This window comes from Anaerofustis sp. (assembly GCF_019420015.1).
Lineage (GTDB): Bacteria > Bacillota > Clostridia > Eubacteriales > Anaerofustaceae > Anaerofustis.
Window position 1 is genome coordinate 144,459 of the sequence record NZ_JAHZIA010000008.1, and the last position, 26,875, is coordinate 171,333.

The following is a 26,875-nucleotide window of genomic DNA, read 5'->3' on the forward strand; positions in this document are numbered from 1 at the left end:
GTACACAATCAAATCTCTTTTTAAAATAGAATTGTTTAAATACATATTGTTATAAAAACCTACTATGCTTTTTTCAACAACGCCGTTATTTGTAAGACTTGGCGAAAATCCTATTATGTACCCTGATATATTTCCTTTATTACTTATAGACGTGCTTAATGATACAATGTTCCCATTTATCTTACCTTCATTTTCTATTAATGTATATGTTGACATAAATATGGATTTATCGTATGTATCTTTTTTACTTAAAGTAAACGCACTGCCTTTTGTGTTGGGTTTAAGCTCATTATTGCTTACAGCATTGCTCGCAAAAACAAATACCGGAACAGCAAATAACAACATCAAAACAACAAAAACTGTTTTAAATTTATTTCTTATATTTCTTTTCATTATGCCCTCTCTAGAAAAACTTCTCCTCTTCCTCAAATCTCCACATTATATATGCATCTTCTTTATTATCCTCATAGTAATTTTTTCTTTTACCATATGTTTTAAATCCCAAGCTTTTATACATGTTTATTGCCGTCTGATTTGATTCCCTGACCTCTAAAGTCATATCAGTAATGCCTTTTTTCAGTGCATGTCTTATTATCAAATCAAGCAACTTTTTACCGTAACCAAGTCCTCTCCTGTCTTCCTTTACTCCCATAGTCGTAATATGCCCTTGCCCGACAACATTTTGATAACCTCCAAAGGCAATTACTTCATCGCCATCATAAAAAATAATATAAAAACTTTTATCATTTATCAACTCGGCAAATATGGATTGATCTCCCCAGGGATGAGAAAAACAGCCCTTTTCAAACTCGATAATATCCTCAACATCCGTTATAACCGCTTCTCTTATAGTAATACTCATAATATCTCTTTCATCCGTTACAAACTATTCTTCATTCTTTGTTCTTCTGCCGCTGAAGGCCTGATATAATTCGGCAAATAATTATCGTAAGAATATATGTTTATACCTTCTTCAATATAAGACTTAGCTATCAACGATACTCCGCTGGCCTTTGGAAGATAGTTATAACTATTTGCAAATAATGCTTTGTTACCGAGATTTTCACAAATTATATCCTTATACTTAAATATTCCATCCCCTGCGAATAGAACCCTGTCATACTTTGACACATCATCTATTACCTCATCAATATTTTTTATCATATCATCATATAAAGGTCTCAAACAACCATCCTCTTTTTTAAACAAATTAAAGTAAGTATCCCTTCTTTGCGCATCAAAAATAACACAAATAATATCATCCGCATATTCCAGATTTTTTGCACATGCAAACAAAGAAGAAACCGATATGATTGGTTTTTGCAAAGCATGAGCAAAAGCTTTTAAAGTAGATGCGGCAATTCTAAGCCCTGTAAAAGACCCAGGTCCGGATCCCACTGCAAAATAATCTATATCATTTAAAGTCAATCTCACATCTTCAAGTAAATGATTTACTAGAGGAAGAAGTTTTTCAGAATGTTTTAACTTATATGCCGTATACTCTTCCCCCAATATTTTATTCTCTTCCGTTATAGCAACACTTGCGGCAATCGTCGAAGTATCTATTGCCAGTATTCTACTCATACATTTCCTCCAATTTTTTCAAAATCAAATCAGTCTGTTTATCAAAAGATTTAACGGTAATATGTCTTAAATTAAAATCACTGTCGGATTTTTTTATCTCAACCCAAAGTCCAAAGTTTTCCAGTTCAGACATAATCATATCTGCCCATTCAATAATAATTTTTTCATTTTTATATATATCATAAAACCCGATATAATCAAGCTCACTGATATCTTCTATTCTGTAAGCATCCATATGATACAGTACATCGCTATCATTTTTATATTCATTAATTATAGTATATGTAGGTGAGGAAAATTCTTCCAAGAGTCCTAAACTTTCCGCAACACCTCGGCTCAGTTGAGTCTTACCGCTTGCCATATCCCCAATCAAATACACAGCCGTATTATCATTTAACAACGCTCCAATATATTTACCAAGCTCAATGGTTTCAATATCACTTTTAGTTATTATTTTCATAAAATATACCTATCTTAATTTAAACTTAAATTATATTATAACAAAAAAAATTATATTAATAAATATTTTATGATGTTTTTTAACTTATCGCTATATTCTTACTCTTACAATAAAACGCTTTAATTTCTCAACAAAATAATTTATTTACACTAAACTGCTCCATCCAAATCCAAAAACTATAGTCCGTTTATAAGAAAGACGATATTCCCCATTTCAATAAAAATAAAAAAACTTAAAGTAAACAACCCTCTTTTCTCAAATACGACATTTCAAAAAAGTATAGTATAAGTAAATTAAAGTTAAAGGACAAGTTTCATGAATACTTTAAACATACCTAAAGAAATAACAAATATTCTTCCCCCAAAAGTACTTGAAGCCATAGAAGTTTCAAACTTTAATGAAGATATAGAAGAGATCAGGCTACGACTTCAAAAAAACATACATTTAATCGGAAGCAAAAACGACTTACTTATAAATTACAATATCACAAGAAAAGACATAGACGGAATATTAAACCTTGCAACAAACTATTCTTTTTACGCAAATGAAGACAATATTATAAGAGGATTCTTAACTGTAGACGGAGGACACAGAATAGGATTTAGCGGAAGCATAATATCTGAAAACGGGAAAATACTAGGTCTTAGATATATAAATTCATTAAACATAAGAATTGCAAGAGAACTTATTGGAATAAGCAATATAGTAATTAAATACATAATAGAAAAAAACGAGATAAAAAACACTCTGATTATATCTCCGCCCAAAGTCGGGAAAACCACATTGCTGAGAGATATTTCCAGGGAAATTTCCACAAATAAGTCGAACTTTACCGGAAAAAGAGTTTGTATAGTAGATGAAAGAAAAGAAATTGCCAGTATGCACGAAGGTATAAGCAGACTAAACATAGGAGAAAAAACCGATGTTTTGGAAGGAATAGATAAAAGCACAGGCATGAATATGCTGTTAAGATCCATGTCACCCGAAGTAATCATAACAGACGAAATCGGAAAGACTGAAGATGTAACGGCATTGGAAAACTCCGTTTTAAGCGGGGTAAAGGTTATTGCCTCCGCTCATGGCAACAATATGAAAGAAATATTGAAAAAAGATTCTTTTATTCCATTATTCAAAAAGAAGATTTTTAACAGATATATTTTTCTTGACAATACGAACGGAAGAAGAAGTATTAAAGAAATATACAATGAAAATTTGGAAAGGTTGATATGATGTATACAAAATTTATTGGGATATCCTGTCTATTTGGGTTCAGTATATTATTTTCACGACAAATAACTGGAAAAATAAAAAGCAAGCTTGTTGAACTTGAAGAAATAAACAAAGTTTTAAATGATTTCATAATAAGCATAAACATTGGCTTATATGATGTTAAATTTTTAATCAAAGAAGCAATAAAAACAACAAAAACCCAATATCACGATTTTCTGATTGGAGTTAATAAGGATATGGATAAAAAAGACGTAAATGATTTTTCTTTGATATGGTTTGAAAACTTAAACCACCATAAACTCAATATTACTTTAGAAGAAAAAATCATTCTGGAAAACATAGGAGTAAGCCTTTCTTTAAACGATAAAAACAGAATGATTAAGCAGCTTACTTTAGCACAAACTTCCCTTGAAGATAAAATAAAAAAAGCTAAAGAAGATAAAGAAACAAAAGTTTCATTATATGAAAAAATGGGGGTGTTATTCGGAAGTTTTTTAGTAATTATATTTATATAAGGAGAATTTAAATGCAGATTGATATTATTTTTAAAATTGCGGGAATAGGATTCATTGTAGCGGTACTGAGCATAATCTTGAAAAAAAGCGACAGAGAAGATATGGCAACAATGGTAGCACTTGCCGGAATTATAGTGGTTTTAATGCTCGTTGTAAACATGGTTAACGAATTTTTCTCTACGGTAAAAACAATGTTTGGACTTTATTGATATGGATATTATTAAAATTGCAATAATCGGTATTTTAGGTACCGTCATAAGTTTATTTTTTATAAAAGACAATAAAGAATATGCAATATTTATTTCAATCATAGCAGGAATTATAATTTTATCTTTTGCAATAAAATATCTATATGGAGTAATAGATGTCATTAATACCTACTCACTTAAAGCAAATATGGACATGCTAAATATTAAAGCAATATTCAAAATTATTGCAACCTCGTATATAGGACAATTTGCAAGCGAGCTATGCTTGGATGCCGGGAATAAAACACTAAGTACCAAAATCAGTTTCTTTGCCAAAATAATGATTATATATTTTTCACTTCCGTTAATCATAAGCCTATTTTCATATATAGAGGAAGTATTATGAAAAAAACGATAATAATATTTACATTTATCCTGATTATTACACTGCCTTGTACTATTATTTACGGCGAAAACAATGATGAAGATTACTCCGCGATTACAGACAGTATATATGAAAAAAGCCAAATATATAAATTGGATTTATATACCAATGACAATAAATTTTATGATTTATTTAACTATAACAATATTAAAAACTTTATACATGATGTAGTAAGCGGCAATTACTCATTCGATTACCATGATTTTATAAATACCGTAAAAGATATGTTTTTCCTTACACTAAAAGAAAGCTTATCCATACTCACTACCTTTATTGCCTTATCCGTATTTTTAAGCATGATAAATCTGCTGAACACTTCCTTTATGAATAAAGAAATAAGTGAGATTGCATTCTTTGGGATTTATTTGGTACTTGTAGCTGCCATCATCAAGACTTTCTTTAACACTGTGACTATAGCATATTCTTTGGTAAAAGCCATTACAGGATTTATGAATGTTCTTTTGCCCATCATAATAATACTTCTGAACTTAAGCGGTAATATTTTTTCGGGAAATATCATAAGTGTAAGTCTGGTATTTATAATCAACCTGTTTGCATCGGCAATGACATATTTTATAATTCCAACACTAAGCTTTGGTTTTATATTAAGCATTATTGACAATCTGCTGGCTGACATAAATATCTCATATTTGGTATCATTCATAAAGCAAAGTGTACTCTTTATAATGGGAATATTCTCATGCTTGTTTATAGGAATATTAAGCATTCAAGGAAGTTTGTTTGCATCACTGGACAGCCTTTCTTTAAAGACCGCTAAGTTTGCGGTAAGCAAATTAGTCCCGGTATTGGGTTCCCTAATATCAGACAGTACCGATACTGTCATAGGATTTATCAAAGTAATAAAAAACTCTGTGGGGCTTATAGGTGTTTTGATACTTATATCATTGCTTATAATCCCATTTATGCATATGATATGCTCAATTGTCACTCTAAAAATATCTGCATTCCTTTCACAGCCCTTAACCGACAGCAGAGTGAGCAAAGCACTAAATGATGCATCCTCTTTTCTCAGTCTACTGTTTGGATGTTTTCTGATGGTTGCGGTATTGTTCATTATGCTCATAGGTATCATTGCAATGATAGGAGGTTAACTTTTATGAGTGATATGGCAAAAAACTTTTTATATTTGATTATGATTATAAGTATACTCAGAATGCTTTCACCATCTAAAGAATACGATAAATATATAAAATTTTTTATATCGCTGCTTTTGGTTATATCAATTTTTTCTCCGATACTCACTGTAATAAAAGACGGAAAATTTTCTAAAATACTTAACGACAACTACATACGAATAGATGAATTTGAGACACAAATAAATGAAGGAAAAATCAATACAGAAGAGTTAATAATAGAAAATTACAAACTGAAAATAGAAAATAATATTTCTTCAATAATAGAAAAAAAATACTATACAAAAAACAAAGTTAAGGTTTCCCTGTTAAAAGACAGTAACAAAGAAAATTACGGTGACATAACAAATATTGACATTATTATAAATAAAGACGATTCAAGAAAAAAAAATAAAATTAAAAATTATATAAGCAAAACATATCTTGTAGATATAAAGAATATAAATATTAAGACAGGAAGTGTTACATAATGAATAAAAATAAAATTAATGATATATTTAATAATTTTATTAAAAGCGACGATAAAAACAAATACATATTAATTTTATTGTTGCTGACCGGATTATTTCTAATCTTCTGCTCATCCTTATTTTCATCGGATAAAAACAATGAAAGTGAAAAAAGCGTCAACATGATTTCTTCCTCAGAATATAAAATCGAATTGGAAAAAAGTATTGAAGATACATTAAAAGAAGTAAAAGGAGTTGGGAATGTAAAAGTAACAGTAACTCTGGACGGAGATATCGAAAAAAATATTGCCTATAACGAAAGCAACTCCACAAGCACCTCCTCCAACGATAATGCAGAATCAAACGACAACACAAATTCCTCCAAAGATGCCGTAATGGTCAGAGAAGGTTCCAGCGAAAGTCCATTTACAACAAAAGATAAATATCCGGAAGTTGTCGGTGTTGTAATAGTTGCAAGTGGTGCAAATAATAAAACGGTTGAATATTACATAACCAAAAGTGTTGAAGCACTTTTAGACTTACCTAGTTATAAAGTGGTTGTTTTACCAAGTAAAGAAAATATATAAGGAGAAATAAAAATGAATAAAAGTAAGAAAAAAAATGCTATTCTAGTAGGACTTGTGGCCTGTTTATTGGTTATAAGCATTGCCAATTATACAGTGTTCTACAAATCCGATGCATCTTCGGTGTCAAATATAGACAGTGAAGGACCAGGCAATGCCACCCTGGTTTCAAATATAAGCGAAGAAGATGTATTAAGCGGCAATGCACAGTTATCAGGGGAGTTTTTCAGCGAATACAGATTAAACAGAGATAAAATAAGAAGCCAAAATTTAGAAGCCCTTCAAAACATAGCAAAAGATTCCTCTGCAGATAAAGCAATAGTGAAAGAAGCCGTGGAAGAGAGTGTAAAAATATCAAAACTTTCGGAAACAGAATTGGTTGTGGAAAATTTAATAAAATCAAAAGGATTTGATGACGCAATAGTCATCGTGCATGAAGGTTATGCCAATGTAATTGTGGACGCAGAAAACTTAAGCCCTGCAGACGCCTCAAAAATACAAAATATAGTCAACAAAGAATGTAAGATTGAAATATCAAAAATCACAATAGCAACCAGCAACAGCAAAAACAATGAAGAAATAAAGGACACTCCAGACAACAATAAAGATAAAGAAACCCAAAAAGATGATAATTCAAATAATAAAATATAAAAAAGAGATGATTATCTCTTTTTTTATGTTTTTCTACATAATATGACAAAATACGATTATATATTACTTTATCATATTTATAGGCATTTCAAAGACTTTAGTAGTATAATTAATTTACAATAATGATAATTCGTAATTATATGTAATAGGAGGGAACAATGATACCACTCAAAGCAAAAGTAAGTATTACGTTGGATGAACAAGTTATTAAAGATATAAAAAAGTTAGCCGAAAAAGATGACAGGTCTTTTTCTCAATATATTAATGTAGTTTTAAATAAACATCTTATCGACAAAAGAAAAACAAGAAAAAAGGTCAGTAAACAATAAATAAATGTTAATAAAATACCATTACCGTTATATTAAAATTTTCATTTAATCTAATTAAAAAGGAGCATTTATAGCTCCTTTTTAATTTAGATTATTTATTTAACAACGTATTAAAATATCCCGGGAGCTCACTGTTAAATTCCATATATTCATTGGTTCTGGGATGAATAAATCCAAGCTTATATGCATGAAGCAACTGTCCTTTAAAGGGCTTATCAATTTTTGTATTATAACCATAAACCTTATCACCTATCACAGGATGCGATATATATCTCAAATGCACTCTGATCTGATGAGTCCTTCCCGTTTCCAAATGGACATCAAGAAATGTATATCCGTTAAACCTTTTTAGCACATCAAAATGAGTTACTGCTTTTTTTGAGTTCATTTCAGTAACGCACATTTCTTTTCTTTTCACTTTATGCCTTCCTATGGGTGCGTCTACAGTACCTTTTTCCTCATGAATTATTCCGTGACACAAAGTCTTATATCTTCTGTTTATGGAATGCTCTTTAAACTGCCTCGCCAAATGATTATGAGCGGTATCGTTTTTGGCTACAACCAAAAGTCCCGACGTATCTTTATCTATCCTATGAACTATACCAGGGCGTATAACGCCGTTTATGGTAGATAAATCTTTTACATGATACATAAGTGCATTTACCAAAGTCGATGTATAATTCCCGTTTGCAGGATGAACAACCATCCCCTGCGGTTTATCAACTATCACAATATCTTCATCTTCATAAACGATATTTATTGGGATATTTTCCGCTTTTATATCGAGCGTCTCAGGATCTGGAAGAGTAAGGGAAACGACATCTCCAGCAAGTAGCTTATTTGATGCCTTTACAACTTCATTATTAATAAAAACTTCACCTTGCCTAAAAAGTTTCTTCAACCTCTCCCGAGAAAACTCTTCAAGATTCTCGGCCAAAAACTTATCACATCTTTTATTTTCGTTTTCACCGTTAACGATAAACTCTTTCTTTTCCACTTAAAACCTACTTAAATAAATTTTTTTACCAATAACTTTGTATTTCCTTTTTTTGTCTGACCATTGATACTGTCTACAATAGCTCTTCCTTTAGTTCTAACAGAAATCATATCTCCTGATTTTACAGCCATGGCGGGCTTTGATGCAACACTGTGATTTACTTTTACCTTTCCGCCCTTTACAAACATATTTGCTTCATTTCGGGAAAGCTTAAAAATATTTCCCACAACCGCATCCAACCTCATTGACGGAACAATTATATTTTGCTCTTTAAATTTAGGCTCGACTATATCAGCCTTATCTATATCATATTCACATAAGCTTACACTTTTCCCACCTATTTTAGTAAGCTCATTTACAATAAATTCACTTATAGTATCACAAACAAAAATTTGTATATGATCTTCCAAAATATTTATATCTCCGATTTTACTTCTGTCAATACTCAAAGAAAGTATCGAACCGAGTACATCTTGGTGACGAACATCAATAGCACCACTAGACTTTAAAACTTTTATGGGATAATCTTCATCTCTAACCGGCTTATCCGCAGGATGTATACTCATCATTTTTCTTTCTGTATATACATGCCCCCCGAAAAAGCTGCAATCTTTATTCTTATATCGTCCTATCTCTCTGCCTGCAATTATTTGCTCAGAAGGATCCAAAAAACCAGAAAAGACACTTCCGTCTTTTTTATCAGACGAAAGTGCCATATCTTCTATTCTTGATATAAAAATATCATATTCACCCATAATAACTATCCTTCATACTCCCAAATATCTTTTTGGCGGGTTTCTGTATGATATGTATCACCGGGTTTTTCCTGAGTTTCAACTTCAACACCATATGGAGCCAATATAAATACATTTTGTGCAATTCTTTTCATGCTCGCTGCAAGCACATAAACTGCACCGCTTAAAAAGTCAAAAATTTTCTTTGCATCTTCATTCTCAACTTTATCCATATTTACTACAACAGTAATTCCCGCTTTTAATTTATCACACACAAGAGGTGCATCATTAAAATTTCTTGGTTCAACCAACATAACGGTTGAAGCAGCGTGAGTGGCTACAGGTGCATTTTCACTTCTTACAGACGATCTTTTCCCAAAAAGTCCTTTTCTAGGTTCTTCATCATAATATTCATCATCTTCATAATATTCGTCTTCGTAATATTCATCTTTTCCAACGATTTTTTCACCTAATTCACCTATAAAATCATTAAATCCCATATTATTCTCCTTTAAATATACTCGTCCCTATACGGACAATATTACTTCCTTCTTCTATGGCAACCTCATAATCATTAGACATCCCCATAGATATTATAGATAAGTTTATATTATCATATTTATCATATGTTTTTCTACAATTATCATAAATTTTTCTTAACTTTCTAAACACATTTACCAAAATCTCCCTATCATCAATAAAAGGAGCCATACACATAACCCCTAAAACATTTATGTTTTTAAAATCTTTGGCTTTTAAGAAAGCTTCTTCTACCTCATCTTCATTAAATCCATATTTGTTTTCTTCTTTTGATATATTAAATTCTATCAATATATTTGTTACAACTTGCTTCTTTGAACTTTGTTTATCTATTTCCTCCATTAACCTTATAGAGTCAACAGAATGAATAAGACTTACTTTACCTACGATATCCTTTACCTTATTTCGTTGCAAATGCCCTATAAAGTGCCAGTTTATATCTTGATTTTTAAAAAATTCATATTTGTTTAAAAACTCTTTTACCTTATTCTCTCCCAAATTCTTTATACCGTAATCTATCACTTCTTGAATTTCTTCATTTGTTCTAAACTTCGTAACGGCAAGCAATTGCACATTCTCATCAAATTCACTTTTATTTTGGCTTTCTCTAATTGTACTCAAAATATTGTCCAAATTGTTTTTTATTGACATATTTTACCTCCTAATCAGGATTTGATATTATCTCCATATTATTCGTCAAGTTCGGATTTTCACTAGGTTTTAACAAAACATCTTTAAATCCCTCTTCGTATACTTTTACTTCTACCAATTCTTTAAAATTTCCGCTTGTAATAGCATATACATATTTTTTATCACCGTCTTCTATTATTGCTTTTTTAGGTACTGTATACACGGTAACTTCATTGGTATAAATATTAAGCTTTGTTTTATCGACATTAATCAGATGATCAAACTCATCCTTTAAACATATCACCAATATCTTTTTATCTTCTTTGTAATCAAGTGTATTTATCAGATATCCCTCGTCTAATACACCATCTCCGTTTTCAAATTTTATTGTAGGATATGTAATAAGCATATCAACTCTTGTCAGCAAATAATCATAATACTCACCGTCTGTTTTTAAATCATGATTCTTTTTTACAGATTTATTGTATTTTTTTGCTTCTTTTTCACCGTCAATATATGTATCTTTGTCAACAACTGCACATACATAAGCACATTGGTTACTCACTATTTTAATTATAGACTGATCATCCTTTGTGCTCGGAGGCTTATAATCTTTTAAATAATCGAAATAATCATCACTCAATGCAGACATCACATTCGTATTCAACACTTCTTCATATCCCGTTCTTGAGAAAAATATATTTCCCGTAAAGGAAAAATTCAAATTTGAAATAGTCAGCGCCTTGTCTGACGAACTTCTTTTATTCTTTAGTTCCTTTTTTATCTTTTTTAAAGTCCCGTCATCTGCAAAAATATACTTCATGGACTTTTGCATCATTTTTTGCTTATTTTTTAACTTAGTTAAAGAAGAGCTGTATTTATTCATTCCCGATGTGTTATTTGAAGCTTTTGCCTTGTTATATTTCTCTTCGGTTTTTCTTACATCTTCATCTAACTTACTTAAATCCTTAAAAAAAACATCTCTGTTTTCATAAGATTTATTTTTCAGTCTCCAATCGATTACTTCTATAGCGTCATCTATATATTTATTTGTCTTTATCTTATAACTTTTGGAAAGAGTAGTGTTCGCTCCGACCTTCTGCCCTTCTTTTACAGTGTATTTAATAGGTTTCGTTTCTTTAAGGTCAACATATTCCGAATTAGTAAAAATATAACTTTCGGCAGTTTCCTTAGTTATATTTTTTTGCGCATTAAGTATTATGGTATCTTCTGTATGCAAAACAGAAAATAAAAAAAAGACCAAAATAGAAGATATAATTATAATCTCTTTATATCTTTTTCTTATAAAATTTTTTTTACGTCTTCTTTTTATATACTGTTTATTTACATTTCCCCTATGGTTTCTGTTTAAATCTTTTTTGTCTCTTTGCATTAATAAACCTCTTATATACCCTTTAGTACTACAAAAACCGTAGATAAAAATATTTTTATATCCAAAAAAATAGAATAATTATCGAGATATTCCAAATCAAATTTTACCACATCATGAATATTAAGCTTTGAACGACCTTTTAACTGTGCAAGTCCTGTAAGTCCCGGATATGCAATACACCTTTGCATTTCATAATCATCCAATAAATCCGTTTCTATAGGAATAAAAGGTCTGGGACCAATAAGACTCATATCCCCTCTTAAAACATTTATAAGCTGTGGTATTTCATCAAAACTCGTCTTTCTTAAGAATTTCCCGAATTCAGTAACCCGAGGATCCTGTTTAATTTGAACAAATCCATTTCTTGATTTCTTCAAAAGTTTCTCTTCTTCTTTCTCGCTACCCTCTTTCATTGTCCTAAATTTGATTATATTAAAGCTTTTCCCATGCCTTCCTATTCTTTCTTGCACAAAAAATATTTTTCCTCCATCGGAAAGTTTTATTATAATCGATATTACAACCGCAGGTACAATAAAAGCCACGCTAAGTAAAAGAGCAAAGATAATATCAATCAATCTCTTTATAATTATCGTATTATTATATTTTCTTATTCCTTCTTTGCTTACTTCTTTCATGGCTTTCCCTTTAAAAGTAATAATTTAATTTAGTTATTTATTATATCATTTTCTAATACTTTTTACAAATATTTCTTATTTAACCATAAAAATTATAAAATATAATGGTCTGATTTCATTTTTATGCTATAATAAAAAATTATAAACACTTTTTTGGAGAATACGATGAAACAAAACAAAGTAATAAAACCCAAAAAATCTTTAAAAAGAAATAAAAATCGAAAATCAAAAAAAGGATCTAACAGAAAAAAGAATATTGTTACCGTATTATTGGCAGTACTTATCATATTTGCTTCAAGCGGACTCGGTCTTGCTAAATCTCTGGGATACAACGTTCTAAACAACGACCCTTTTCAAAGTGAAAAATATACCAGATTCAGTACCAAAACAAAATTAAGCAATTCAGCAACCCTTCAAGATACAATGAATATATTGGTATTCGGTATAGATAAAAACGAAAAAAGAAGCGAAACCGCAACTATATTCAGACCTGATACCATAATGCTGGCGAGTATAAACACAAAAGAAAAAACCATAAAGTTGGTTTCTATACCAAGAGACAGCAGGGTTGATATTTACAACACAGGAGGACGTGATAAAGTAAACTCATGCTTCTATTACGCAAATCAAGGATTAAATGAAACAGACAAAAAAAATCCGGACAAAGTATTCAGCGAAGGCATAAAATATCTTAAAAATACAGTAAGTGATGTACTGGGTGGAATCCAAATTGACTATTATTTGGGAATAGATATGGATGCACTTCCTAAAATAGCCGATGTAATGGGTGGAGTAACAATAGATGTACATCAAAATTTATATGCAAAAAACGGTCATGACCGCTCAACCATAAAAATAAAAGAAGGAAGACAGGTTTTAAACGGAGACCAACTTCTTTACTACAGCAGATACCGTGCATATGTCGACGGAGATATAGGAAGAGTTCAAATACAACAAAAAATAATGAAAGCAATCTTCTCTGAATTTAAAAAGCAAGGAAGCTTTTCTCAAATACCGCAAATTTATAACTTGGTTCAAGATATGGTTGAGACCGATTTAAAATTTGCACAGATAGCATCTCTCGGATTATCATTTAAAGATTTCAATATAGACAACTTACAATCATACACACTTCCGGGAAATTTCGGAAATCTCTCAGGAGTGTCTTATTGGATAGTAAATCAATCGGAGAGAGTTACTTTCGTTAAAGACTTATTTAACATAGATACACAACAACTTTCACAGGACCCAAGGAGTGATTAATAAAAAAATGCAAATAAATATAAATAGTTTAAATAAAAGTTTTGGAAGCGAACATTTATTTACTATTAATTCACTTATGATAAGTGACAAAGATAAGGTGGGCATTGTCGGCAGAAACGGAGCCGGCAAGACCACCTTACTTAATATTATCATGGGAATCGATAGTGATTATGACGGATACATTTCCAAAATTGATAAAAATAAAATCGGCTTTTTAAGACAAAATTTAAATTTAAAAAGTGATAATGACATATACTCGGAAGTACTTATAGGTGCGGAGAAGTACACAAAAGCAGAAAATGAAATAGAACAAATCTCAATTATGCTGGATTATGAAAAAGATGAGGATAGACTTAAAGAACTAAACGAAAAATATCATGAATTACTTTCACGATTTGAAGATATGGGTGGATATAAATACAAAAGCCTTATGGTAGGCATTATAAAAGGACTGGGGTATACACAGTCTGATTTTAACAAGAAAATATCCACCTTATCAGGAGGGCAAAAGATGAGAGTAGCTCTTGCTAAACTATTGGTATCATCTCCGGAAGTTCTCATCCTAGACGAACCTACCAACTATTTAGACACACAAAGCATATCTTGGTTGGAAAATTTCTTATATTCGATAAAATCCACAGTTATTGTCGTTAGCCATGACAGATATTTTTTGGACAAATTCACAAATAAAATAATCGAAATAGAAAATAAAAAATGTTATACCTATAACGGCAACTATTCCGATTATGTTTACAAGAAAAAACAAAGAATTATAAGCGAAGAAAATGCGTATAAAAAACAACAAGCTGAAATAAAAAGACAGGAAGAAGTAATAAAAACACTAAAACAATTTAACAGGGAAAAAACCGTCAAAAGAGCCCGAAGCAGAGAAAAAATGCTCAACAAAATAGAAAAAGCAGAGTCTCCTTACCAAGCAAAAAATTCTCACATAAAGTTTTCATACACCCCGATGATCAGCAAAAAAGCCATTACGGTTGAAGGGCTGGAATTTGGATATGTTAAAGAAAAAAAATTATTTAAAGATTTCGATATAACAATAGGAAGCACTGATAGGCTTGGAATATGCGGAAGAAATGCAACAGGCAAATCCACATTTTTAAAACTTATTACAGGTATGCTCAAAGAAGACAAGGGACTCATAAAGAAAAATCCCAAATGTCAAATATTATACTTCGAACAAGAACACAACGATTTGGATGACAGCCTGACAATAATAGAAGAATTAAGGAAATCAACGGGAGCGGATGACAACAAAATAAGAAATATACTCGGATGTATGCTTTTTCCCGGAGAAGATATAAACAAAAATATATCTATGCTTTCAGGAGGAGAAAAAAGCCGTGTGGCAATTGCAAAACTTATGATGAAAGAATCCAATGTTTTGATGCTGGACGAACCAACAAACCATTTGGATATCGAAACAAAAGAGATATTGGAAGATGCACTACTTGATTATAACGGTGCTGTCATCAGCGTTTCTCATGACAGATATTATCTAAATAAAATTTGCAATAAAATAATGTACTTAACCGGAGATGATATAAGAATTTATGACGGAAATTATGATTATGCAATGGCTAAAGAAGAAACCCTTTGTGCCAAAACAACAATTTCAAATGAACAAAAATCAAAAAGTACAGATAGCAAAAAGAGCATAAACACATCTTTAAGTAACAATAAAAAGCAAGCTTACGAAAAAGAAATTAAAGACATTGAAAAAAGCATTGAAAAACTCGAGGAAGAAAAAGAAGAAATAGCTCTCAAAATGAATGACCCTGATTTCTTTTCAGACAGTGTAATCGCATCAAACACCGTAAATAGATTAAATGAAATAGAACTTCTTTTGGAAGAAAAGGAAAACCGATGGATGGAAGTAAGCGAAATATTAATGGAAAATGAAAGTTAAAAAGCGGCAGATTCTGCCGCTTTTTTATTCGATTATATTTTTACACAATAAAAAAGCGATAAAACTATCGCTTTTAAAAAAATTCATAATAAGAAACATCAAAAAAATCATTAACACTTTTTACTTTCTTTTAACAAATTTATATTTCTAATATTTTTCCGCATTCAACAGAAACAAAATTATCTTTAAGCTCTTTTGCCATATAAACAGCAGCAGTATAGCCCGTACAATGACAAGGCATTATATACCTTATATTCTCTTTTTTTAAGAATGCAGTTGTTTGTTCAATTCTGCCGGCATCCACATTTATTAAATGCATACCTCCAAACAGAAGATATATACTCTTTCCGGAAAATATCTCTTTTACATAATTAATTATATTCATAATCCCCACATGGGCACAACCTGCAAATAAGGCAAGCCCATCCTTTGTATCAATGACAAATACCTGTTCATCCTTCATAAAATCGGGAATAAATCTATTATTATCCTTAAGAAAAAATCTGCTTGATACTCTTTCACTATTATCACTGCAAGGAATATTACTGACTAAATACATATCTTTAAATATTTCATCAGTATCTTTTGTATATACAATATTATCCTTTATACAATCAACACTGTCATAATCAATACCGTTAAAATAAAATTTACCATTCTTATAATTCGTACTGTATTTTGAAATAAGAGCTTTTTTGTTAACAAAAACCGATGGGATATTTTTCAGTGAACCAATATATTTAAGCCCTCCCCCATGATCATAATGACCGTGAGATATAATAATACCGTCTAAATCATCAAGATTAACACCTAAAGTTTCGGCATTTTTTATAAATACATCACTCTGCCCCGTATCCATAAGTAACTTTTTATCTTTATATTCTATTATAAAAGAAAGTCCATGTTCTCCAAGCAATCTCTTTTTATAAACCGTATTTTCATTTAACACAGTTATTCTCATACCTACCACCTCTTTTTATTTATATGATTATACCACAACGGTGCCTATAGTCTTTCGATATTACAAGAAAAAGTCTGAAAATTCATGAAAAATGGTACTAAAAGTGGATAAAAGAAGGATTTTAGTATTGATTATAATATACAAATGGGGTAAAATAAAGTGTCGTTAAAAAGTACTAGGAGGTATTAATGATGGGAAATTTAGTAGTAGTCGGCTCACAATGGGGCGATGAAGGAAAAGGAAAAATAACGGATTACTTTACGGACAGATGTGATATCGTCGTAAGAAGTTCAGGCGGAAACAACGCCGGACACACTGTAATAGCAAATGGTGTTACATATAAATTACACGTTATCCCTTCAGGAGTCATTCAAAACAAACCATCAATTATCGGTGCCGGTATGGTAGTAGACCCTACATGGTTAGTCAAAGAAATGAGTACACTGGAAGAACAAGGTGTTAAATTTGATAAATTAATCATAGACAAAAGAGCACAGGTAATCATGCCTTATCACAGAGTACTTGATGAACTTATCGAAAAATCCCTCGGGAAAAACGATATAGGAACAACAAAAAGAGGTATCGGGCCCGCTTATACGGATAAAATCAAGAGAAGCGGAATCAGAATATGTGATCTTATAGATACTAAATTATTCGAAGAAAAGCTAAAAATAAACCTTGAAAGCGTAAATAAAGAAATAACTGAAGTTTACGGAGGAGAAGCTTTAAAATTCGAAGATATATTTGAAGAATACAACAAATGTGCAGACATAATAAGAAAATATGTTGACGATGCAACAGTCATAATATATGACTACATAAAAAAAGGCAAAAAAGTTCTATTCGAAGGAGCTCAAGCAACACTTCTTGATATAGACTTCGGTACATATCCGTATGTAACGTCTTCTCATCCTACAGCCGCAGGTGCCTGCATAGGTTCGGGGATAGGTCCTGCTTATATAGATGACGTATGCGGTATAGCAAAAGCATATACAACAAGAGTAGGAAAAGGTCCATTCCCTACAGAGTTATTTGATGAAGACGGAGATTATTTAAGAGAAAAAGGTTATGAATACGGAACTACAACAGGAAGACCGAGAAGATGCGGTTGGCTTGATGCAGTAATTTTAAAATTTGCAGTAAGAGTTAATTCGTTAACAAGTATCGTCTTTACCAAATTAGATACCCTTACGGGAATGAAGACAATCAAACTCTGCGTAGGATATAAATACAAAGACCAAATAATAACAGATTTTCCTGCGGAACTAAGCGTTCTTTCAGAATGTGAACCTGTATATGAAGAATTTGAAGGCTGGAATGAAGATATTTCAAAAGTAAGAAAATTTGAAGATCTTCCGGAAAATGCGAAAAAATATGTAAACAGAGTAGAAGAACTTTGTGAAGTTCCTATCGGAATCGTTTCAGTAGGTCCAGACAGAGAAGATACAATAGTAAGAAAACAATATTTTTAATTATGGATGATAAAGTATACATAGTTTCCACACCAATAGGAAACTTAGAAGATATGACTTTCAGAGCGGTTAAAGTTTTAAAAGAAGTCAATGTAATTCTTTGCGAAGATACAAGACATTCTATCAAACTTCTTAACCACTTTGAAATAAAAAACAAGTTAATAAGTTACCACAAATTTAATGAAAAGGAAAGAATAAATTATATTCTTTCCTTACTTAATGAAGATAAGAAAATTGCCCTTATTTCGGATGCTGGAACACCTTTAATTTCAGACCCGGGAAGCATACTTGTAAAAGAACTGATTGCGAACAATATAAAATTTACAGTCGTTCCTGGAGCAAATGCTCTTCTCCCTGCATTGATATTATCGGGATTTAGTAGCGAAGAATTTTTATTCATAGGTTTTCTACCAAAAAAAAACAGTAAAAAAGAAGAAAAACTAAAAACGTTAAAAGATTTGGATAAAACTCTTATATTCTATTCTTCACCTTATGAATTAGAAGATTTGTTAACAGCAATCAATAATGTTTTGGGAAACAGAAAAGTTGCAATTTCAAAAGAAATAACAAAAATTCATGAAACAACATACAGAGGAACAGCAAAAGAACTGCTTGAAATGTTAAATGAAAGTGAAGTAAAAGGTGAATTTGTGGTAGTGGTGGAGGGAAACAAAGAAACAAAAGAACTCCTCACAATGGAAGAAATAAAACCTATATTTGACGAAGAAGTATCAAAAGGCAACAATCCGAAAGAAGCAATAAAAAAACTTGCAAAAGAAAACAAAATAAACAAACGAGATTTATATAATTTTTTAATGAAAAAATAAAAGCCCAAAAGGGCTTTTTTACTTGAAACAAGGAGACTGTAACACAATGAGAGAAAACAACAATATACTGAACAAACCTATCGTAATATGTTTGCTTGCCTGTATATGCTGTATATTATGGGGAAGTGCATTTCCGTCAATAAAAATAGGATATACATTATTCCATATAGCAGAAAATGATACGGCATCACAAATGCTTTTTGCCGGCTACAGATTTACTCTTGCCGGAATTCTCGCTTTAATTATCGGCTGTGTATTTTCTAAAAGAATTCTCATTCCAAAAAAATCCTCTTACAAATCAATATTAAAATTATCAATGGTGCAAACAGTACTTCAATATGTATGCTTTTATGTAGGACTTGCCAATACCACAGGGACAAAAGCATCTATAATTGAAGCTTCAAACGTATTTTTAGCAATACTTATACCTGCTCTCATCTTAAAACACGAAAAACTGACATTACAAAAATTGACTGGGTGCATCATAGGATTTATCGGGGTGGTAATAATCAATTTAAGCGGAAATACAATTGATTTAAACATGAAATTCAGCGGTGAAGGACTTATATTTTTATCAGCCTTATTCTACGCAATTTCTTCCATACTGATTAAAGAATATTCAAAAAAAGAATTACCAATCATACTAAGCGCTTATCAGTTTATGCTCGGAGGAATAATAATGGTAATTATAGGCTTTTTATCGGGAGGCAGAATAGAAGCGTATTCCTTAAATGCGATATTGCTTCTTATCTATATGGCTTTTATTTCGGCAATAGCATATTCATTATGGGCAATACTTTTAAAATACAATCCGGTTGGGAAAGTAGCAATATACGGTTTTCTAAATCCAATATGCGGAGTAATATTATCTGCTATATTGCTAAAAGAAGGAAGCGTATTTAACGTAATGGGAATAATATCATTAATAATGGTTTGTATAGGCATATATCTTGTAAACAAAGATAACCGATACCCTGCAAAAAGAAAAGAATAGTAATTTAGTAGGAAATATTCTTCCCTTATTTTATAATGTATGATATACTACTTACGAAAAGAACATAAAAAATCATATAGATTTTTCTATTATATAAAAGACTTTGTAAAGATAAAAACATACCATAAAACAATACTCTACAAAGTTAAAACAAAAAGAAAATATCAAATTATAGATAATAAAAGGAGAAAAAAATGTTAAAGCTGGAACACGTAAAATGGAATACAGAAGACGGACAAAGTATCATAAAAGACATAGACCTTGAAATAGAAGATGGAAAATTAATAGTAGTTACAGGTCCAAACGGCGGAGGAAAAACAAGCCTTGCAAAGTTAATCGCAGGTATTAAAGAAGTAAGTGACGGAAAAATAATACTTGACGGTGAAGATATTACAAAAGCAGATATCACGACAAGGGCAAAAAAAGGCATTGCATATGCATTTCAACATCCTGTTAAATTTAAGGGTCTTACCGTAAGAGACATGCTTAAATTATCTGCGGGAAAAGAACTGGATGAAGGACAAGCCTGTGCCCTCTTAAGTAAAGTCGGACTTTGCGCAGAAGAATATATAAACAGAGAATTAAACGATTCCCTCTCAGGAGGAGAAAGTAAAAGAATAGAAATAGCAGGAGTACTTGCGAGAGACGCAAAACTTTTCATCTTTGACGAACCTGAAGCGGGAATCGACTTGTGGAGTTTCTCAAAACTTGTTGAAACATTTGAGATGTTAAGAAAACATACAAAAGAAACTTTGATGATTATATCTCATCAAGAAAGAATATTATCAATTGCAGATGAAATCATTGTTATATCCGATGGGAAAGTAAGAGCCAGAGGTACAAAAGAAGACATACTGCCTACGTTATTTAAAGAAGAAAGAGGTAATATGTGCCCCAAAGAAAAGGAGGTAGCAGACAATGAATAAAACAACAGAAAAAATTCTTAAAACCGTTTCGGGATTCAAAGGTAAATTTGAAGGTGCTTATAATATCAGAGAAGACGGACAATGTGCAGGAAGACAATCAAGTAAAAATATAAAGATAGAATCAAAAGAAGACGGTCCTGGACTAATAATTCATATCAAACCAAACACTAAAAATGAAAAAGTATATATACCGGCATGTGTAACCCACGGAAATATTGACGACCTTGTTTATAACGATTTTTATGTCGGAGAAAATGCAGATGTAACCATAGTTGCGGGATGCGGTGTTCATACAGATGACGGGCACGATGTAAGACACAACGGAATACATAGATTTTTCTTAGAAGAAAATTCTCATGTTCTATATGAAGAAAAACACATTGCTACAGGAAAAGGTAAAGGGAAGAAAAGAATAGACCCGGTAACAGATGTACATCTAAAAAAAGGTTCAACACTCGAAATGGACACAATACAGTTAAGAGGAGTGGATAGCACAATACGTAAAACAAGCGGAATAGTAGAAGAAGGAGCAAAACTCCTTGTAAGAGAACGTATTATGACAGATAATGACGAAACAGCCAGAACTGACTTCGAAGTATTATTAAAAGGAGAAGATTCGGCGGCGGACCTTATATCAAGATCGGTAGCAAAAGGAAATTCTTACCAAGAATTCAATTCTACCATAAACGGCGAAGCTAAGTGCAAAGGTCACTCGGAATGTGATGCCATACTTGTCGGAAACGGTAGGGTCGCAGCATCCCCTTCTCTTATTGCCGGCAATCTTGATGCAGAACTTATACATGAAGCAGCGATAGGAAAAATCGCAGGAGAACAAATATTAAAATTACAAAGCTTGGGATTAACTCAAGAAGAAGCTGAAGAAAAAATTATTTCAGGATTTTTAAAATAACAAATATCAAAGGAACAAATAAAATGATTAAAGTAAGAAATGAAAAAGAAAGTGATTATAAAACAGTCGAAGAAATTACTCGTAAAGCTTTCTATAATTTATACATTCCCGGATGTGTAGAACATTATTTGGTTCATATTATGCGTTCACACAAAGATTTCATACCAGAGTTGGATTTTGTTATAGAAAAAGATGGGCAAGTAATAGGAAACGTAATGTATACAAAGGCAAAGCTTACCAACGAAAATAACGAAGAAAAAGAAATACTTACTTTCGGACCCGTTTCAATATTACCCAAATACCAAAGAATGGGGTATGGGAAGATATTATTGGAGCATTCTTTTAAAGAAGCAAAAGAACTCGGATACGATACCATAGTAATATTTGGCAACCCGGGAAACTATGTAAGTAGAGGCTTCAAGAGCTGTAAAAAATATAACGTATGCTTAGAAAATGGGAGGTTCCCTTCGGCAATGCTTGTAAAAGAATTAAATAAAGATGTACTAAGCGGACAAAAATGGATTTATAAAGACAGTCCGGTTATGAATATCAAAGAGGAAGATGCAGAAAAATTCGATATGAACTTTGAAAAAATAGAAAAAGAATATCGTACAAGCCAAGAAGAATTTTACATACATTCACAATCCTTTATAGAGTAGATAATAAATATAATCTAAAAAGACACCATACATACACTTAAGGTGTCTTTTTAAATAACTGTAGATATAATACAAATAAATTGTTAATATATAGAAAAAATTTGTAAAGCAACAAATATCATAAATATATATTCCATACATTTTAAATAAGCAATTTCATAACTATTTCCTTTTGTATGAAAATATAACAAATTATATTTAATATATACCTTATACATTATATTTCCTCATTATTTTCTTATAAGCTTAATTATTAAATTTTTATAAATGAAATATAACTATCATATTTTAATTATAAATACTCATAAAACAAAAAAAGAAAGGTAATCAAAGTCTTACTTAAGATCAACTACCTTTCATATTTTTAACCAAATTTTATATTTGTAAAATAAACACTTCTTATATAACACTGTTCGTATATTATAAAAAAATATTCGTTTATATACCCATTATAAAACAGATAACAATTATAACCCTTAACACTCACAAACAAAACACTATATATACAATAACAATATGAAAAAATCTTTATTTTTTGATATTTTCTTTTTTATTCCATACAGTTAAAATAACAATACCGGCTATGCTCATAACAAATAATAATGTATATAATCTAATGTAATTATGATCACCCGTTTTTATTATTTCTGTATTTGAGGATTTGTCACTACCATGGTTATTGGGTTTATTAGGAACACTGGATGTATCTTCTCCTTTAACAGTCACTTTAATTGTTTTTGTCTCGGACGCCCCTTGACTATCTGTTACTTTATATACAACTTCGTAAACTCCGGCTTTATCAGTGTTTACTTCGTTTTTCAAGATTTCGATTTCTTTTGTAAGATCTCCATCTTCTGCATCTTCTGCACTCACACCTTCATATGGATTAAACTTATCTCCAACAAACAAGGTCTTATCTTCTGCATGAATTACAGGTAAACGATTTGCAACATATGTCAAAATATTTTTATTTTCTATACTCTGCCCGATATGCAACGAGGACGACATATAGGAACTTACAATAAAATGATTATTTTCATCTGCATATTCCGCACCCTTTTCACCACCAGCGACATCCAAAAAAACAACTAACGGAGTTCCTTTATCAGATGGAAGCTGTTCTACCTCTTGCTCCATACTTTCAATGGATACCGGATGTTCTTTATCTATCCCGGTATATGAATTTGACATGGTAATAACTCCTACACCATTTTTATCAGCTTCTAAACCTACCGTATTGCTTTTATCTATCATTACTTGATCATAAAGCTTTACTGTAGCAACTGAAGTAATACAAATACCTTCGCCAAGATAGCTTTTCCATTCTGTTCTATTATTGTTACAAATATTATTTTTAATAACCGTTCGACCCCGTATCTCTGTCAAACCTTGATTTGCATATATTCCACCGCCAGAACCGCTTGCTTGATTATTTTTAATGATACAGTCTTTAATGTTAAGAGTATCTTCTCCATTCATCATGATTGCACCACCATATCCAATATTCCATTGATAATCTGACTCAGGAGAAACACGATTATTATCAAATGTAACATTTTCTACTGTAACAGTTCCAGATCCTTCGACTCTTAATGCACCGCCATATACATTTTGATTATGTTTCCCACCTTGATTATTTGAAATACTTCCACTATTAATGGTAACATCACTATCTTCTGTCCAAATACCGGCTCCTCCTTGCGCATTGTTTCCACAAGCAGTGTTATTATCAATAATAATATTATTTAAATTTACCGTACATTGTTCTACATAAATACCACCGCCGCTGCTTTGTACAGAATTATATGAAGTACCAAAATCAGTTGTTCCGTTGTTTGAAATACTTATTTTTTCAGTTTCTTTTCCTACAATTTTGACATCGGCATATTTTGCATAGATACCACCTCCATTACAACCATATTTCCCTAAGTTTGTAATGTTGTTATAGTCAATTTTACCACCTGTCATATCCAAATAAGCTTTTGTGTTTTTTGAGCCATAAACATATACTCCAGCTCCAACCATACCGTTATTATTTTTGATTGTACCGCCTTTCATATTAAATGAACTGTTTCCTCCGCAAACAAAAACCCCTGAACCGTAATGCACATTATTTTTAGGATTATCAATAATTCCGTTATCATGAATACTTCCATCATTCATAGTAAAAGAGGCTCCATCATGAACTTGAACCGCCGCTCCGGCGACTCCGTTTGATCCTATATTATAGTTTCCGGTGATTTCTCCCCCATCCATAATAAGATTGGCACTTGCTCCATCAAGAACAACAGCAGCATTTCTACTATCTGACATAGATGTTGTATCATATATAGTCCATCCCGATACGGATGATTTATTTGATATATACATATTACCTTTACAATATATTAAACCCTTTACCCCATATTGACCATTAAAAAAACCATCTGAAGTATTGGCTTTCAAAATTCCATCTAATGAAAAAGTCCCTTTTTCGCTAACTTCAACAAAATTTGCATGTGCCAATGTACCTTTTCCTTGCTCATAATTTTTAGCTTCGATTATATAATTTCCCTGCAATATTAATTGAGAATTATCACCAACATAAAACTCACCTACATCTGATTTTGATGGACGAAGAAATGTTACATCTGTTCCTACTAAAGTAATTTTTACGCCACTCGGAATCTCAATTCTACTATCTGTTGAACTTTTCTCAATTTTTCCGCTGATTAAAACAGTTTCATTGGTAGATGCACTTTCAATAACTGTTTTTAACTCATTCCAAGAATTAGCCTCAATTGTTTTTTTTGAAGATATATTAGCCTTATTCTTTACATGCAAGGAAGATTTCTGGTTACTTTCCTTTACAGTTACAGTTTCTTCTCCTGAAATCTTTTCATTTATTTCAGATACTTCCACAGATATTGCTTCGTCCTGTTCTATACCGTCCATAGAATAGTTTACCTTAAAATCATATATGCCATTTTCAAATACAGTATAAGTAACATTCAATAAATCTTCTGTTTTCTCTGTACCGTCCGGCAATGTTATTTTTTCCAATTTTACCTTTTCAGTTTCTGTAAATTTTAAAGAAATCATTGATTCTGATTTATTTTCACTGATTTCTTGTATAACTTCATACTGTAAAGAAGACGCTTTTTCATCTTTGGCTAATGCATTTTGAGGTATCAAACTTAATACCATAGCAGATACAAGCAAACATACCATTAACCTCTTAATTAAGTTCATGTTTATATTTCCTCCTTATTAATTTTTACACACTGTATATTAAGAGATAAACAAAATGGTAAAAAAAGCAGACATTTTTTACCAGTAAATCAAAAAATATTTTATTGAAAAATTTATATAATTTAGTATGTTTTTTTAATTTTCAATAATAAATATATAATATTCTTATATTATATAATTTTATCACTACTGGTAAAAAATGTCTACTTTATATGACAACAAATGTCTACTTTTAATTACATAAAATACTGTTTTCTTAATGATTTTCTTCATGTTTTTTTATCCAATTAGAAAAAGTATTATGGTTTGTATGTAACATCATCGCTCCTTTACGTTTACTTATTTTATTTTCTTTCCATAATTTATAGATTTCTTTAAATTCTTTTGGAATTGGAATGGGTGGTCGTCCGAGGCGTACGCCTCTTTCCTTTGCAATCCGTATTCCCTCTGCTTGCCGTTTTTTTATATTTTCCCGTTCTACCTGAGCCACATATGATAGTATTTGCAATATAAGGTCTGCAATAAAGAGCCCCATCAAATCTTTTCCGTTTCTTGTATCTAATAAGGGCATATCTATCACACAAATATCAACTTTTTTTTCTTTTGTCAATATTTTCCATTGTTCCTGTATTTCAATGTAATTCCTACCTAGACGATCAATACTAAGTATATATAATAAATCACCTTGTTTTAAATTTCTTACGAGTTTTTTGTATTGAGGACGTTCAAAATTTTTCCCAGACTGTTTATCTACATAAATATTTTTACAAAGTACATTCTTTTGTTTTAATGCAACAATTTGACGTTGCTCGTTTTGATCTATACTTGAAACCCGTACATAACCATAAATATTTGCCATTTTTTATCATCTCTCCCTTTATATTTATATATAAAATTATCATAAATAAAAAGCATTTTACCATATAAGTAAAATGCTTTAATTAATATAACTTTTTTATATACTTCAACTTTGTTAATTTCTACCAAAATCCATCTAAATAGCCTATTTATTTTTCTAAGTTTAACATATCCTATTATTAATAAATTATAATATACAAACCCCAATCAATCTTATTCTTATAAAATAAAAGATATTATTTAACAAAGCAAATATCACCCCAATAACCCCCAAAACAACACTTATCAACTCCCATAAAATCAAATAACTTATTTTATCCATTATACAT

The 26,875-nt window shown here is 31.1% G+C and carries 30 protein-coding genes; 17 read left to right on the forward strand and 13 right to left on the reverse strand.

The genetic code is table 11. The annotated features are described in order from the left end of the window. The 4 genes from QZ357_RS02120 to tsaE form a co-directional block, all read right to left on the reverse strand. Positions 1–393 (reverse strand): hypothetical protein (locus tag QZ357_RS02120; RefSeq protein ID WP_290771277.1); only part of this gene is annotated, 393 nt, incomplete at its 3' end. A 10-nt stretch (positions 394–403) separates the two neighbouring features. Next, the gene (gene rimI / locus QZ357_RS02125) at positions 404–862 is read right to left on the reverse strand and encodes a ribosomal protein S18-alanine N-acetyltransferase (protein WP_290771279.1); all 459 of its coding nucleotides are present in this window, start codon (positions 860–862) and stop codon (positions 404–406) included. 17 nt (positions 863–879) lie between these two features. Next, positions 880–1,584 (reverse strand): tRNA (adenosine(37)-N6)-threonylcarbamoyltransferase complex dimerization subunit type 1 TsaB, encoded by a 705-nt coding sequence (tsaB, locus tag QZ357_RS02130; protein ID WP_290771281.1) that lies wholly within the window; start codon positions 1,582–1,584, stop codon positions 880–882. Then, positions 1,577–2,044, reverse strand: coding sequence for a tRNA (adenosine(37)-N6)-threonylcarbamoyltransferase complex ATPase subunit type 1 TsaE (gene tsaE / locus QZ357_RS02135; RefSeq protein WP_290771283.1), 468 nt, complete (start codon positions 2,042–2,044; stop codon positions 1,577–1,579). Before tsaE ends, tsaB begins: the two co-directional genes overlap by 8 nt. 315 nt (positions 2,045–2,359) lie before the next feature. Between tsaE and spoIIIAA the strand changes: the two genes are divergently transcribed. The 9 genes from spoIIIAA (at position 2,360) to QZ357_RS02180 (ending at position 7,589) form a co-directional block, all read left to right on the forward strand. Further along, positions 2,360–3,274: a stage III sporulation protein AA gene (gene spoIIIAA, locus QZ357_RS02140; RefSeq protein WP_290771285.1), complete on the forward strand. Its 915-nt coding sequence runs from the start codon at positions 2,360–2,362 to the stop codon at positions 3,272–3,274. Next, positions 3,271–3,789, forward strand: a complete 519-nt coding sequence (locus tag QZ357_RS02145) for a stage III sporulation protein AB (RefSeq protein WP_290771287.1) — start codon at positions 3,271–3,273, stop codon at positions 3,787–3,789. Before spoIIIAA ends, QZ357_RS02145 begins: the two co-directional genes overlap by 4 nt. A gap of 11 nt (positions 3,790–3,800) precedes the next feature. Beyond that, positions 3,801–3,998 (forward strand): stage III sporulation protein AC, encoded by a 198-nt coding sequence (gene spoIIIAC / locus QZ357_RS02150; RefSeq protein ID WP_290771290.1) that lies wholly within the window; start codon positions 3,801–3,803, stop codon positions 3,996–3,998. A 1-nt stretch (position 3,999) separates the two neighbouring features. Continuing rightward, on the forward strand, positions 4,000–4,383 hold the full coding sequence (locus QZ357_RS02155; protein WP_290771292.1) for a SpoIIIAC/SpoIIIAD family protein: 384 nt from the start codon (positions 4,000–4,002) through the stop codon (positions 4,381–4,383). After that, the gene (locus QZ357_RS02160) at positions 4,380–5,534 is read left to right on the forward strand and encodes a stage III sporulation protein AE (protein ID WP_290771294.1); all 1,155 of its coding nucleotides are present in this window, start codon (positions 4,380–4,382) and stop codon (positions 5,532–5,534) included. The genes QZ357_RS02155 and QZ357_RS02160 overlap by 4 nt, the downstream gene beginning before the upstream one ends. Positions 5,535–5,539: 5 nt before the next feature. Beyond that, positions 5,540–6,046 (forward strand): stage III sporulation protein AF, encoded by a 507-nt coding sequence (locus tag QZ357_RS02165; protein WP_290771296.1) that lies wholly within the window; start codon positions 5,540–5,542, stop codon positions 6,044–6,046. After that, positions 6,046–6,612: a hypothetical protein gene (locus tag QZ357_RS02170; protein WP_290771298.1), complete on the forward strand. Its 567-nt coding sequence runs from the start codon at positions 6,046–6,048 to the stop codon at positions 6,610–6,612. Before QZ357_RS02165 ends, QZ357_RS02170 begins: the two co-directional genes overlap by 1 nt. 12 nt (positions 6,613–6,624) lie before the next feature. Then, complete coding sequence (locus tag QZ357_RS02175; RefSeq protein ID WP_290771300.1) at positions 6,625–7,260, forward strand: SpoIIIAH-like family protein; 636 nt, start codon at positions 6,625–6,627, stop codon at positions 7,258–7,260. A 158-nt stretch (positions 7,261–7,418) separates the two neighbouring features. Beyond that, positions 7,419–7,589, forward strand: coding sequence for a toxin-antitoxin system protein (locus tag QZ357_RS02180; RefSeq protein WP_290771302.1), 171 nt, complete (start codon positions 7,419–7,421; stop codon positions 7,587–7,589). 91 nt (positions 7,590–7,680) lie between these two features. Here QZ357_RS02180 and QZ357_RS02185 read toward each other — a convergent pair whose 3' ends face one another. The 6 genes from QZ357_RS02185 to QZ357_RS02210 are packed head-to-tail and all read right to left on the reverse strand — an operon-like array spanning position 7,681 to position 12,518. Then, positions 7,681–8,586: an RluA family pseudouridine synthase gene (locus QZ357_RS02185; RefSeq protein ID WP_290771304.1), complete on the reverse strand. Its 906-nt coding sequence runs from the start codon at positions 8,584–8,586 to the stop codon at positions 7,681–7,683. Between the two features lie 11 nt (positions 8,587–8,597). Continuing rightward, positions 8,598–9,341, reverse strand: a complete 744-nt coding sequence (locus QZ357_RS02190; RefSeq protein WP_290771306.1) for a YlmH/Sll1252 family protein — start codon at positions 9,339–9,341, stop codon at positions 8,598–8,600. 5 nt (positions 9,342–9,346) lie between these two features. Further along, entirely contained in the window at positions 9,347–9,820 is a 474-nt protein-coding gene (locus QZ357_RS02195) for a cell division protein SepF (protein WP_290771308.1), read from the reverse strand. Position 9,821: 1 nt separating this feature from the next. Continuing rightward, positions 9,822–10,511 carry a YggS family pyridoxal phosphate-dependent enzyme gene (locus tag QZ357_RS02200; RefSeq protein ID WP_290771310.1) on the reverse strand — a complete coding sequence of 230 codons (690 nt, stop codon included), beginning with the start codon at positions 10,509–10,511 and terminating at the stop codon, positions 9,822–9,824. A 10-nt stretch (positions 10,512–10,521) separates the two neighbouring features. Then, on the reverse strand, positions 10,522–11,883 hold the full coding sequence (locus QZ357_RS02205) for an HlyD family efflux transporter periplasmic adaptor subunit (protein WP_290771312.1): 1,362 nt from the start codon (positions 11,881–11,883) through the stop codon (positions 10,522–10,524). 11 nt (positions 11,884–11,894) lie between these two features. Next, a complete protein-coding gene (locus QZ357_RS02210) occupies positions 11,895–12,518 on the reverse strand; it encodes a sugar transferase (protein ID WP_290771315.1) in 624 nt (207 codons plus the stop codon). Between the two features lie 165 nt (positions 12,519–12,683). Between QZ357_RS02210 and QZ357_RS02215 the strand changes: the two genes are divergently transcribed. After that, positions 12,684–13,781: an LCP family protein gene (locus tag QZ357_RS02215; RefSeq protein WP_290771316.1), complete on the forward strand. Its 1,098-nt coding sequence runs from the start codon at positions 12,684–12,686 to the stop codon at positions 13,779–13,781. Between the two features lie 7 nt (positions 13,782–13,788). Beyond that, positions 13,789–15,708, forward strand: a complete 1,920-nt coding sequence (locus QZ357_RS02220) for an ABC-F family ATP-binding cassette domain-containing protein (protein WP_290771319.1) — start codon at positions 13,789–13,791, stop codon at positions 15,706–15,708. A gap of 139 nt (positions 15,709–15,847) precedes the next feature. Here QZ357_RS02220 and QZ357_RS02225 read toward each other — a convergent pair whose 3' ends face one another. Further along, positions 15,848–16,669, reverse strand: a complete 822-nt coding sequence (locus tag QZ357_RS02225; protein ID WP_290771321.1) for an MBL fold metallo-hydrolase — start codon at positions 16,667–16,669, stop codon at positions 15,848–15,850. A 191-nt stretch (positions 16,670–16,860) separates the two neighbouring features. On the opposite strand from QZ357_RS02225, the gene QZ357_RS02230 reads away from it, so the two are divergent. The 6 genes from QZ357_RS02230 (at position 16,861) to QZ357_RS02255 (ending at position 22,457) form a co-directional block, all read left to right on the forward strand. Next, positions 16,861–18,141 carry an adenylosuccinate synthase gene (locus QZ357_RS02230; protein WP_290771648.1) on the forward strand — a complete coding sequence of 427 codons (1,281 nt, stop codon included), beginning with the start codon at positions 16,861–16,863 and terminating at the stop codon, positions 18,139–18,141. Between the two features lie 2 nt (positions 18,142–18,143). Continuing rightward, the gene (gene rsmI, locus QZ357_RS02235; protein WP_290771323.1) at positions 18,144–18,968 is read left to right on the forward strand and encodes a 16S rRNA (cytidine(1402)-2'-O)-methyltransferase; all 825 of its coding nucleotides are present in this window, start codon (positions 18,144–18,146) and stop codon (positions 18,966–18,968) included. Positions 18,969–19,014: 46 nt separating this feature from the next. After that, entirely contained in the window at positions 19,015–19,962 is a 948-nt protein-coding gene (locus tag QZ357_RS02240) for a DMT family transporter (RefSeq protein ID WP_290771325.1), read from the forward strand. A gap of 194 nt (positions 19,963–20,156) precedes the next feature. Beyond that, complete coding sequence (locus tag QZ357_RS02245) at positions 20,157–20,888, forward strand: ATP-binding cassette domain-containing protein (RefSeq protein ID WP_290771327.1); 732 nt, start codon at positions 20,157–20,159, stop codon at positions 20,886–20,888. After that, positions 20,881–21,798, forward strand: coding sequence for a SufD family Fe-S cluster assembly protein (locus QZ357_RS02250; protein ID WP_290771329.1), 918 nt, complete (start codon positions 20,881–20,883; stop codon positions 21,796–21,798). The genes QZ357_RS02245 and QZ357_RS02250 overlap by 8 nt, the downstream gene beginning before the upstream one ends. Before the next feature lie 23 nt (positions 21,799–21,821). Continuing rightward, complete coding sequence (locus QZ357_RS02255) at positions 21,822–22,457, forward strand: GNAT family N-acetyltransferase (RefSeq protein ID WP_290771331.1); 636 nt, start codon at positions 21,822–21,824, stop codon at positions 22,455–22,457. A 528-nt stretch (positions 22,458–22,985) separates the two neighbouring features. Here QZ357_RS02255 and QZ357_RS02260 read toward each other — a convergent pair. Together QZ357_RS02260 and QZ357_RS02265 are read right to left on the reverse strand one after the other, a co-directional pair. After that, positions 22,986–25,688 carry an immunoglobulin-like domain-containing protein gene (locus QZ357_RS02260; RefSeq protein WP_290771333.1) on the reverse strand — a complete coding sequence of 901 codons (2,703 nt, stop codon included), beginning with the start codon at positions 25,686–25,688 and terminating at the stop codon, positions 22,986–22,988. A gap of 256 nt (positions 25,689–25,944) precedes the next feature. Beyond that, positions 25,945–26,547 carry a recombinase family protein gene (locus tag QZ357_RS02265; RefSeq protein WP_290771335.1) on the reverse strand — a complete coding sequence of 201 codons (603 nt, stop codon included), beginning with the start codon at positions 26,545–26,547 and terminating at the stop codon, positions 25,945–25,947. Positions 26,548–26,875: the final 328 nt, after the last annotated feature.

Excerpts from the sequence above, each read along its gene's own strand:
- rimI (WP_290771279.1), bottom strand. The coding sequence starts at position 862 with ATGAGTATTACTATAAGAGAAGCGGTTATAACGGATGTTGAGGATATT.
- tsaB (WP_290771281.1), bottom strand. The coding sequence starts at position 1,584 with ATGAGTAGAATACTGGCAATAGATACTTCGACGATTGCCGCAAGTGTT.
- tsaE (WP_290771283.1), bottom strand. The coding sequence starts at position 2,044 with ATGAAAATAATAACTAAAAGTGATATTGAAACCATTGAGCTTGGTAAA.
- spoIIIAA (WP_290771285.1), top strand. The coding sequence starts at position 2,360 with ATGAATACTTTAAACATACCTAAAGAAATAACAAATATTCTTCCCCCA.
- QZ357_RS02145 (WP_290771287.1), top strand. The coding sequence starts at position 3,271 with ATGATGTATACAAAATTTATTGGGATATCCTGTCTATTTGGGTTCAGT.
- spoIIIAC (WP_290771290.1), top strand. The coding sequence starts at position 3,801 with ATGCAGATTGATATTATTTTTAAAATTGCGGGAATAGGATTCATTGTA.
- QZ357_RS02155 (WP_290771292.1), top strand. The coding sequence starts at position 4,000 with ATGGATATTATTAAAATTGCAATAATCGGTATTTTAGGTACCGTCATA.
- QZ357_RS02160 (WP_290771294.1), top strand. The coding sequence starts at position 4,380 with ATGAAAAAAACGATAATAATATTTACATTTATCCTGATTATTACACTG.
- QZ357_RS02165 (WP_290771296.1), top strand. The coding sequence starts at position 5,540 with ATGAGTGATATGGCAAAAAACTTTTTATATTTGATTATGATTATAAGT.
- QZ357_RS02170 (WP_290771298.1), top strand. The coding sequence starts at position 6,046 with ATGAATAAAAATAAAATTAATGATATATTTAATAATTTTATTAAAAGC.
- QZ357_RS02175 (WP_290771300.1), top strand. The coding sequence starts at position 6,625 with ATGAATAAAAGTAAGAAAAAAAATGCTATTCTAGTAGGACTTGTGGCC.
- QZ357_RS02180 (WP_290771302.1), top strand. The coding sequence starts at position 7,419 with ATGATACCACTCAAAGCAAAAGTAAGTATTACGTTGGATGAACAAGTT.
- QZ357_RS02190 (WP_290771306.1), bottom strand. The coding sequence starts at position 9,341 with ATGGGTGAATATGATATTTTTATATCAAGAATAGAAGATATGGCACTT.
- QZ357_RS02195 (WP_290771308.1), bottom strand. The coding sequence starts at position 9,820 with ATGGGATTTAATGATTTTATAGGTGAATTAGGTGAAAAAATCGTTGGA.
- QZ357_RS02200 (WP_290771310.1), bottom strand. The coding sequence starts at position 10,511 with ATGTCAATAAAAAACAATTTGGACAATATTTTGAGTACAATTAGAGAA.
- QZ357_RS02205 (WP_290771312.1), bottom strand. The coding sequence starts at position 11,883 with ATGCAAAGAGACAAAAAAGATTTAAACAGAAACCATAGGGGAAATGTA.
- QZ357_RS02210 (WP_290771315.1), bottom strand. The coding sequence starts at position 12,518 with ATGAAAGAAGTAAGCAAAGAAGGAATAAGAAAATATAATAATACGATA.
- QZ357_RS02215 (WP_290771316.1), top strand. The coding sequence starts at position 12,684 with ATGAAACAAAACAAAGTAATAAAACCCAAAAAATCTTTAAAAAGAAAT.
- QZ357_RS02220 (WP_290771319.1), top strand. The coding sequence starts at position 13,789 with ATGCAAATAAATATAAATAGTTTAAATAAAAGTTTTGGAAGCGAACAT.
- QZ357_RS02225 (WP_290771321.1), bottom strand. The coding sequence starts at position 16,669 with ATGAGAATAACTGTGTTAAATGAAAATACGGTTTATAAAAAGAGATTG.
- QZ357_RS02230 (WP_290771648.1), top strand. The coding sequence starts at position 16,861 with ATGGGAAATTTAGTAGTAGTCGGCTCACAATGGGGCGATGAAGGAAAA.
- rsmI (WP_290771323.1), top strand. The coding sequence starts at position 18,144 with ATGGATGATAAAGTATACATAGTTTCCACACCAATAGGAAACTTAGAA.
- QZ357_RS02240 (WP_290771325.1), top strand. The coding sequence starts at position 19,015 with ATGAGAGAAAACAACAATATACTGAACAAACCTATCGTAATATGTTTG.
- QZ357_RS02245 (WP_290771327.1), top strand. The coding sequence starts at position 20,157 with ATGTTAAAGCTGGAACACGTAAAATGGAATACAGAAGACGGACAAAGT.
- QZ357_RS02250 (WP_290771329.1), top strand. The coding sequence starts at position 20,881 with ATGAATAAAACAACAGAAAAAATTCTTAAAACCGTTTCGGGATTCAAA.
- QZ357_RS02255 (WP_290771331.1), top strand. The coding sequence starts at position 21,822 with ATGATTAAAGTAAGAAATGAAAAAGAAAGTGATTATAAAACAGTCGAA.
- QZ357_RS02260 (WP_290771333.1), bottom strand. The coding sequence starts at position 25,688 with ATGAACTTAATTAAGAGGTTAATGGTATGTTTGCTTGTATCTGCTATG.
- QZ357_RS02265 (WP_290771335.1), bottom strand. The coding sequence starts at position 26,547 with ATGGCAAATATTTATGGTTATGTACGGGTTTCAAGTATAGATCAAAAC.